8 protein-coding genes and 1 pseudogene are annotated in these 7,604 nt (G+C 71.0%); 6 read left to right on the top strand and 3 right to left on the bottom strand.

All coding sequences use genetic code 11. The features are described 5' to 3' along the window. The first annotated feature begins 158 nt into the window (after positions 1-158). The 4 genes from Q1K70_RS20285 to Q1K70_RS20270 all read left to right on the top strand — a co-directional run bounded on the left by Q1K70_RS20285 (position 159) and on the right by Q1K70_RS20270 (position 3,501). The gene (locus Q1K70_RS20285) at positions 159-971 is read left to right on the top strand and encodes a cytochrome b/b6 domain-containing protein (RefSeq protein ID WP_300163912.1); all 813 of its coding nucleotides are present in this window, start codon (positions 159-161) and stop codon (positions 969-971) included. A 26-nt stretch (positions 972-997) separates the two neighbouring features. Next, on the top strand, positions 998-1,408 hold the full coding sequence (locus tag Q1K70_RS20280) for a hypothetical protein (RefSeq protein ID WP_300163909.1): 411 nt from the start codon (positions 998-1,000) through the stop codon (positions 1,406-1,408). A gap of 376 nt (positions 1,409-1,784) precedes the next feature. Continuing rightward, positions 1,785-2,789: a zinc-binding alcohol dehydrogenase family protein gene (locus Q1K70_RS20275; protein WP_300163906.1), complete on the top strand. Its 1,005-nt coding sequence runs from the start codon at positions 1,785-1,787 to the stop codon at positions 2,787-2,789. Positions 2,790-2,856: 67 nt separating this feature from the next. Continuing rightward, positions 2,857-3,501 (top strand): hydrolase, encoded by a 645-nt coding sequence (locus tag Q1K70_RS20270; protein ID WP_300163903.1) that lies wholly within the window; start codon positions 2,857-2,859, stop codon positions 3,499-3,501. A gap of 155 nt (positions 3,502-3,656) precedes the next feature. Here the strand turns inward: Q1K70_RS20270 and Q1K70_RS20265 are convergent, their stop codons facing one another. Then, positions 3,657-4,160, bottom strand: coding sequence for a DUF302 domain-containing protein (locus tag Q1K70_RS20265; protein ID WP_300163900.1), 504 nt, complete (start codon positions 4,158-4,160; stop codon positions 3,657-3,659). A 250-nt stretch (positions 4,161-4,410) separates the two neighbouring features. Further along, positions 4,411-5,025, bottom strand: a complete 615-nt coding sequence (locus tag Q1K70_RS20260) for a TetR/AcrR family transcriptional regulator (RefSeq protein WP_300163897.1) — start codon at positions 5,023-5,025, stop codon at positions 4,411-4,413. Positions 5,026-5,147: 122 nt separating this feature from the next. Between Q1K70_RS20260 and Q1K70_RS22195 the strand changes: the two are divergent. Further along, positions 5,148-5,438: pseudogene (locus Q1K70_RS22195) on the top strand (hypothetical protein); the annotation flags it as partial. After that, positions 5,375-6,154, top strand: coding sequence for an inositol monophosphatase family protein (locus Q1K70_RS20255; RefSeq protein WP_300163894.1), 780 nt, complete (start codon positions 5,375-5,377; stop codon positions 6,152-6,154). The pseudogene Q1K70_RS22195 and the gene Q1K70_RS20255, both read left to right, overlap by 64 nt. Positions 6,155-6,244: 90 nt before the next feature. On the opposite strand, the gene Q1K70_RS20250 is transcribed toward Q1K70_RS20255, so the two are convergent. After that, complete coding sequence (locus tag Q1K70_RS20250; protein ID WP_300163891.1) at positions 6,245-7,603, bottom strand: SagB family peptide dehydrogenase; 1,359 nt, start codon at positions 7,601-7,603, stop codon at positions 6,245-6,247. Position 7,604: the final 1 nt, after the last annotated feature.

Genomic DNA, 7,604 nt, shown 5'->3' with positions numbered 1-7,604 from the left:
GCCGCCGAAGCCGCCGCCGTCGGGCGCAGCCGGGCCGAGGCGGCCCGTGCCGCCGCCCCCCTGGCCGACGCCGGGGCGCAGCCCCTGGCCGACAACGGCTACAAGCTGGCCCTGGCCCGCAACCTCGTCAAACGCGCCCTCTCGGGCAAGGAGGCCGCATGAGCCTGGTCACGTGGGGCGCGTCCCCCTGGGGACAGCCCGTCATCCTGCATGCCGCCTGGCAGCTGCTCTGGGTTTCCCTGGCCGCCGGCGCGGCCTTCGCCGTGGGGCACGCCCTGTGGTCCCGGTCGCGCCCCCCCGTCCATGCCCCGGCCCCGACGGTACCGGCCGGCCTGCCCGAGCGCATCCTGCGCCACGGCCTGCCGGCCCGCGCCTTCCACTGGGTCATGGCCGCCTCCATGCTGACCCTCTTGGCCACGGCCTTTGCGCCCAAGCTGGGGCTGACCTTCGACTGGGTGGGCCTGCACGTCTTGGCCGGCATCGTGCTCCTGGCCGCCGTCGCCTTCCACATCGTCCATGCCGTGTGCTGCCTGGACTTCGCGGCCATCTGGCCGCAACCGGCGGACCTCGCCGAGGTCCGGGCGGTTTTGCGGCCCTCCGGCCAGGACGGCGTCGCGCCAAAGCCCGGCAAGTATCCCCTGGGCAACAAGCTCTTTCACCTGGCCATCGTGGTCGTGGGCCTGACCATGGCGGCCACCGGACTCATCATGCTCTGGCGGGTGCGCACGCCGCTTCTTACGCGCGATCCCTACCGCTTCTTCGACGACGCCGGCTGGGGCGTGGTCTACGCCGTGCACGGCCTGGCCGGCCTGTCGCTGATCGCCCTGGTCGTCATCCACGTCTACTTCGCCCTGCGGCCGGAAAAACGGGCCATCACCCGGTCCATGCTCGTCGGGACCATGGACCGCGACTTCTTCCTCAGCCACCACGACCCCGCCCGCTGGAGCGGCGAAAAGGACGCGGCGCGATGACGCCGGAGACAAAAGAAGGAAACGCCATGACCCCAGCCGACGACCTCAAGGAACGCATCGAGGCCATCGAGGCCTGCTACGAATACATGCTGGCCTACGCGGCCCAGGGCGTCCTCGACGACCGGACCAGCCGGGGCGGCTCCCAGCTGCGGGAACTGCTGGCCAAGGCGGCCCGGGCCGCCTCGGGCCTGGGCGAGGCCTGCGCCGCGGCGGCCGCCTCCCTGGAGCCGGCCGAACGCTACCGCGATTTCCGCGACCTGCTGACCGCGGACGCGGCCAAGGCCCTGGCCGCCATGGAACTCGTGCTGGCCCAGCCGCGCATCTCCTCCCAGCTCGTGGACAACCTCAACGCCTCGCTGCACGTGCGCACCCTGCTGACGGACGTCTACCTGCTCGACGAGGTGCTGCGCATCCACGAGCCCGCGGCCGAAGCGTAAAAGCCCTCAGGCCGCCCGTTCGCCCCGTCCCCCGGGCCGGGCGGCCAGGGCCATGTCCTCCAGGCCCCGACGAGAACGCCGACCAGGCACTCGGCCAGTTCCAGCCGCGCCCCCCCTCGCCGAAGACCGCGATCTCCGTGTCCGGAAGCGCCGGCAGCCCCAGGGCGGGCGGCGCAAGGAGATTGCCGTGCAGCCAGGCAATCGCGCCCTATCGATTGTTCGTTCGCCTCCGGCCGTATAGACTCGCCCAAAGCCTCCGGCCCGCGAGGCCGGGCCCGACCCAGCCGTCCCGGCGGCGGTCGGGCCCGAGCGGGCAACCGAGCCGACAGTGGAAGAGCCCCTTCCGACATACCGGACGCAACAAAGGAGAACAGCCATGAAAGCCATCGTCGCCACCGGCGGCCACGCCACCAAGGACCCCCAAGCCTTCAGGGAAGAGGAGCGGCCCACGCCCGTCCCGGGAGACCGCGACGTCCTCGTGCGCATCGAGGCCGTGGCCGTCAATCCCGTGGACACCAAGGTGTTCGAACGCCTGGCCCCGGGCCAGCAGCGCATCCTGGGCTGGGACGCCCGGGGCGTGGTCGCGGCCGTGGGAGCGCAGGCGAGGCGCTTCGCCCCGGGCCAGGCCGTGTACTACGCCGGCGACCTGACCCGCGACGGCAGCAACGCGGAATTTCAAATCGTGGACGAGCGGCTGGTCGCGCCCGCGCCGGCGAGCCTGACCCCGGCCCAGGCGGCGAGCCTGCCCCTGACTTCGCTCACGGCCTGGGAGGGCCTTTTCGACCGGCTGGGATTGGCCGCAGCGGAAAACGCCAACCAGGGCGCGAGCCTGCTCGTCATCGGCGGGGCCGGCGGCGTGGGCTCCATGATCATCCAGCTGGCGGCCTGGGCCGGGCTGACGGTGGCGGCTACGGCGGCCCGGCCGGAGTCCGCCGCCTGGTGCCGGGAGCTCGGCGCGAAGGTGGTGGTCGGCCGCGACGACCTGCCCGGAGCCCTCGCCGCCGCCGGCCTGCCCCAGGTCGACGCCGTCTACTGCACCACCCACGCCGAGGAGCACTGGGCGAACATGGCCCGGGTGCTGGCCCCCCAGGGCGCGGTCTGCCTCATCGACGACCCGACGGGCCCGCTCGACATCACGCTCTTCAAGCAGAAAAGCGCCCGCATCTGCTGGGAGTTCATGTTCACGCGGTCGATGTTCCGCACCGAGGACATGGCCCGGCAGGCGATGATTCTGGAGTCCGTGGCCAGGCTTGCGGACGCCGGGCGCGTGCGCGCGACCCTGGCCCGGACCCTGGAAGGCCTCAGCGCCGAAAACGTGCGCGAAGCGCATCTGCGCCAACGCACCGGCGCGATGGTTGGCAAGCAGGTCATTACGGCCTAGGCGACAACGGCGTTTCCGTGATTATCTCCTGATTCAGTATGAAATCTGCTCCAGCAGAGGAGAACTCATGAACACCGAATTGCTGAACCCCCAAAACAGTGCGGTGATCTTCATAGACCACCAACCGCAGATGACCTTCGGCGTGGCGAGCATCGACCGCCAGACGCTGGTCAACAACGTCCTTATGCTGGCCAAGGCCGCGCGCGTGTTTCAGGTGCCGACCATCCTGACCACGGTGGAGACCAAGAGCTTTTCCGGTCCGATGTGGCCCCAGCTCCTGGACGTCTTCCCGGATCAGGAACCCATAGAGCGCACCAGCATGAACTCCTGGGAGAGCCCGGAGTTCGTGCGGGCCGTGGCCGCCACGGGCCGCAAGAAGCTGGTCATGGCCGCCTTGTGGACCGAGGTCTGCCTGGTCTTCCCGGTGCTCGAGGCCATCGCCGCCGGATACGAGGTCTACGCGGTGGAGGACGCCTCGGGCGGCACCAGCCTGGTTGCCCACGACGCGGCCATGCGCCGCATGGAACAGGCCGGAGCCATCCCGGTCACGGCCTTGCAGGTGCTGCTCGAGTACCAGCGCGACTGGGCGCGCAAGGAAACCTACGACCCGGTGCTGGCCATCGTGAAGGAACACGCCGGGGCCTACGGCCAGGGCGTGGAGTACGCCTACACCATGGTCCACGGCGCGCCGCCGAGCCGGACGGTTCGCTAGTCGGGATACGCGGCCCGGCCGACGGTCCGAACCGTCGGCCGGGCCTGGCGGCCGGCCGCGACAGGCCGGGTCCGCAACGCCTCTGCCGCGACCTCGGGACGCCCGTCAGCCCTTGGCCCCGCGCGGCGGTTCCCGGACCGAAATGCCGGGCGCGATCAGGCCTTGTCCGTGGTGCCGGCCTCGGAACGCGCCTTGGCCACGAGGTTCGCCACCTTGGCGTCGAGGGAGCGCGCCACGGCCGTGACCGCGGCATTATCGAACTGCCCGAACAGGGACGACGGCTGGTCGTACTCCACTGCCGTGACCCCGTCGCGCGGCGCGTAGACGAGCAGCCGCAGCGGGGCGTAGAGGCCAGCCCGGATGTCGTGGCGGGTCATCTCCGTCGCGACCAGCGGATTGCCCACGACGTACTGGCGAGCCTGCCGGCGGCTCCCGTGCATGCCCTGCAGCAGGCCGTGGTCCCGCACGGCGAAGAGCATGAGCCCTTCCTCGCCGGCGGCCTTTCCCAGCCGCTCCTCGACCCGGGCCGGCGCGGTCGCCAGCCCGGCCAGGAGCCCCTCGTCGAAGCGGCCGAGCAGCCGTTCCAGCGCCCGGGTGAAGCCTTCGAAATCCACGTCCAGTTCCAAAGAGACATGCAGGATCGCAACGGTTCGTTCCATGATTCCTCCTCGTTGCCGGCGTGTCCGATTCCCCCGCGGGCGGGCCGGCCCGCGCCGTGGAGGCAAACGCCCGAAAGGCTCTCGGCGGCCTGGCCGTCCTTCTGCACGGTTCCTTCCTGCGCCTCCACGACATTAGGTAGACCGGTCGGCTAGTTCCCGATCCTCAAAAAACCCGGACCGCTCGACGTCCGGGCTCTCCATGGGCCAGCCTTGCCAGGGCCAGTCGAGCCGCACGAAACGAGGCGGCTCTTCACTCCTTTCGCGCCCCTCCGATCGCGCCCGCCGTGTGCCGGGTCAGCAGGGCGAAGGTGAAATGGAGAAAGGTGTCGAGGGGACGGGCGTCGCCCGAGGCTTTCATGCAGGTGAGCGCGCCCTGCCAACTGGCCAGGAGGAACCGCGCCGCCTGGGCGCTGTCGAGGTCCGGGTCGATCTCCCCGGCCCGCTGGCCGGCCTCGAGGTGGCCGGCCAGCCAACCCGCCAAGCGGTCCAGGCTGGCGGCCAGGCGCAGCCGAAACGGTTCGGAGAGATCGCCCATCTCCTGGGCCAGGTTGCCTATGGGACAGCCCAGCCGGAACCCGGCCCCCACGAAGTCTTCCCGAAGCGTCTCGAAAAGATGCCGCAGCCGGGCCAGGGGCGAAAGGCCGGCGTCGCCGAGGCAGACCTCCATCCGCGCCCTGAGCCTGGCTGCCTGGAACTCCACCACGGCCAGGCCCAGATCTTCCTTGCTCTTGAAATGATGGTAGAAAGAGCCCTTCGGCACCCCGGCTTCGTCGAGAATCTCCTTGAGTCCCGTTCCCAGAAAGCCCTTGCGGTGCATGATCGCCGCCGCCGTGGCCACAATGCGTTCCTTGGTTCCCTCGTGCATGGGCAAAAGCTAGACCGGTCGTCTCAGGCTGTCAACCGGCCTGCCGCCGCAGAGGAAGGCGGCATGAGCCTCGCGGCGGTGGACGCCGAACCGAGAATCCTCGACAGGTCGAACCGACCTATCCCCCCGAGGCCAGGCGTCACCGCATCGAGGGCCGGGCGGTGGCGCGCCTGCTGGTCGGGGCCGACGGCGGCGCGGCCCGGGTGGGCATCGTCTCGGCCAAACCGCAATTCCCTCCGCGACCGGGGAAAGACGCGCTGGAAAGCCGGCGACGCGCAACCGGCCGGTGGTGTTCACAGACCGGCCTTCGGCCTGCTATGTTTTTTCCGGCATCGACAAGGAGACACCCATGCTCGACCTGCAACAGGCGCAACTGGTCGCGGCCACGGCGGCCAGGAGGGCCGGCGCACTGATCAACAAGGCCTACGCCGCCCGGGCCGTCACCGTGTCCCGGGTCAAGAGCCCGGGCGACCTGGCCACCGAAACCGACGCCCGGGCCGAACGGATCATCCGGGACCATCTGCGCGACGCCTACCCGGACCACGCCGTCCTCGGCGAGGAGGAAGGCCAGCGAGGCGACTCGCCCTGCCGCTGGATCGTCGATCCCCTGGACGGCACCATGAACTTCGTCCACGGCCTACCCTATTTCGCCGTGTCCCTGGCCCTGGAGATCGAGGGCCGGGTGCGTCTGGCCGTGGTGCACGACCCCGTGACCGGAGGCCTCTACACCGCCCGCGAGGGGGGCGGCGCCTATCGCAACGGCCGAATCGTCCGGGTTTCCACGGCCACGGACCTTGCCTCGGCCCTGATCGGCACGGTGGCGCCGCCGCCGACCTGGCCGGAGATGCCGGATTTCCTGCGGCGTTTCGGGGCGCTTTGCCGCGGCGCGGCCGGGGTGCGGCGCATGGGCGCGGCGGCCCTGGACCTGGCCGGGGTGGCCGGGGGCCGGCTCGACGGCTTCTTCGTCATGAACCTCAAGCTGTGGGACGTGGCCGCCGGCGGGCTGCTCGTGACCGAGGCCGGCGGCCTGGTCGCGCCGCTGCCGGGCGTGCGGGAAGAAGAACGCGGCGTGCGCATCGTGGCCGGCGCGCCGGGCGTCATGGAGGCGCTGCTGCGCGTTCTGGCCTAAGCACCTGCCCGGCCGAGCCTGAGCGTCTCGCCGGCGAGGGGGTTGTGGACGAACCAACCGGCGTCCGGGGTCGGGACGAGGGGCGCGTGCTCACGGGGCAACCGGCACTCCCAGGGTGAAGACGCCGACAAAGGGTTCCTCGCGCCAGTCGATGCCGCTGACCCGGCCGAGCAGGGCCGAATCCAGCGTGCCGATGGCGCACGGCGCCAGACCCAGGGCCGTGGCCGCCAGGTAGCAGGTCTGGTACAGGCAGCCCAGGTCCTGGTTGACGACCTTGTAGGCGATGGCTTCGTATTTCCAGGCCGCCCTGCCGATGCGGGCCGAGAAGTACAGGGTGACCTGGGGCGGTTCCGGGCTTTGGTAGTCGTGGGGATTGTCCGCCGACAGGCTGGCCAGGTCCGCGGGGTCGACCGGGAGGCGCTCCAGGCGGTGGCCGAGGGGGTCGTAATGGTAGAAGCCGGGGGGCAGCTCCCGGCAGCTGCGGACGAGAAGATAGGTCTCCAAGGCATGGCGCGCGCCGCCGCTCGGCGAGGGACGCCGGGAAAGCGCCTCGTCGTGCTCCGGCACGTGCCGGATCTCGCGCACCCTGGCGACGGCGAAGAGGAAGGCGGCCAGGACGTCCAGGGACACGGGGCCGGCGGCGAACTCCCGGCGCGAGGCCCTTGCCGCGAGCACCTCGGACAGGGGGCTGGCCAGGCGGCCCGCCATCTCGGCCGTGGGCTCGGCCAGGTCCACGACCTCGCCGCCGACGGGAGGCCGGACCACCGGAAGCGAGGGCACGACCCCCTTGAACCGGTAGGTCATGCCATGGGGATGGGCGCTTTTGCCGCGCAGGCTGCGGACGTGGAAAAGCAGGTCGTGGAATTCCCAATAGCGCATGGGATCGCACGCCCCGCCGTCTTCGCCCGCCTTCTCGGCGCAGCCAAGGCTGGCCAGGACGCCAAGGAGGATCGCGGCCTCGCCTTCGACGACGTCCGGGAGCGCCTGGGCGCAAAGGTCGGCCAGAAGCCGGGCCAGTCCGGGCTGGCGGACCGCGACGCGACAGGGCGTCAGCGGGCTTTCCAGCAGGGCCGCTCCGTCGACCCGGCGCACGAAGGCGTATCGGTTCAGGACGTACCTGCCCGCGGGGCCGCCCGGGGCCTTCCAGACGATGTCCGGGAGGGACGGCGAAACCGAGAACAGGACCGCCCCGCCCTGCGTCAGCCGGGCTTCCAGCAGCCAGGCCCGGCCCATGACGAAAAGAGCGTGATAGCCCCGGCTCGGTTCGTCCAGGCCGGAGACCGCCTCCTCCTCGGTCATCCAGCCGGCTTGCAAGGCCCTGGCCATGGCCGCCAGCGACGCCGTGCCCAGGGTCACGGCCTTTTCGGCGCTCCTGGCCAGAAGCGTGACCCCGGGGCCGGCGGCGAACAGGTCCACTTCCGGCCGCAGCCGGTACTGCACCGCGACCATG

The organism is Solidesulfovibrio sp. (genome assembly GCF_029978005.1).
Classification (GTDB): Bacteria; Desulfobacterota; Desulfovibrionia; order Desulfovibrionales; family Desulfovibrionaceae; genus Solidesulfovibrio.
This window is presented reverse-complemented; position numbering and strand designations above follow the sequence as displayed.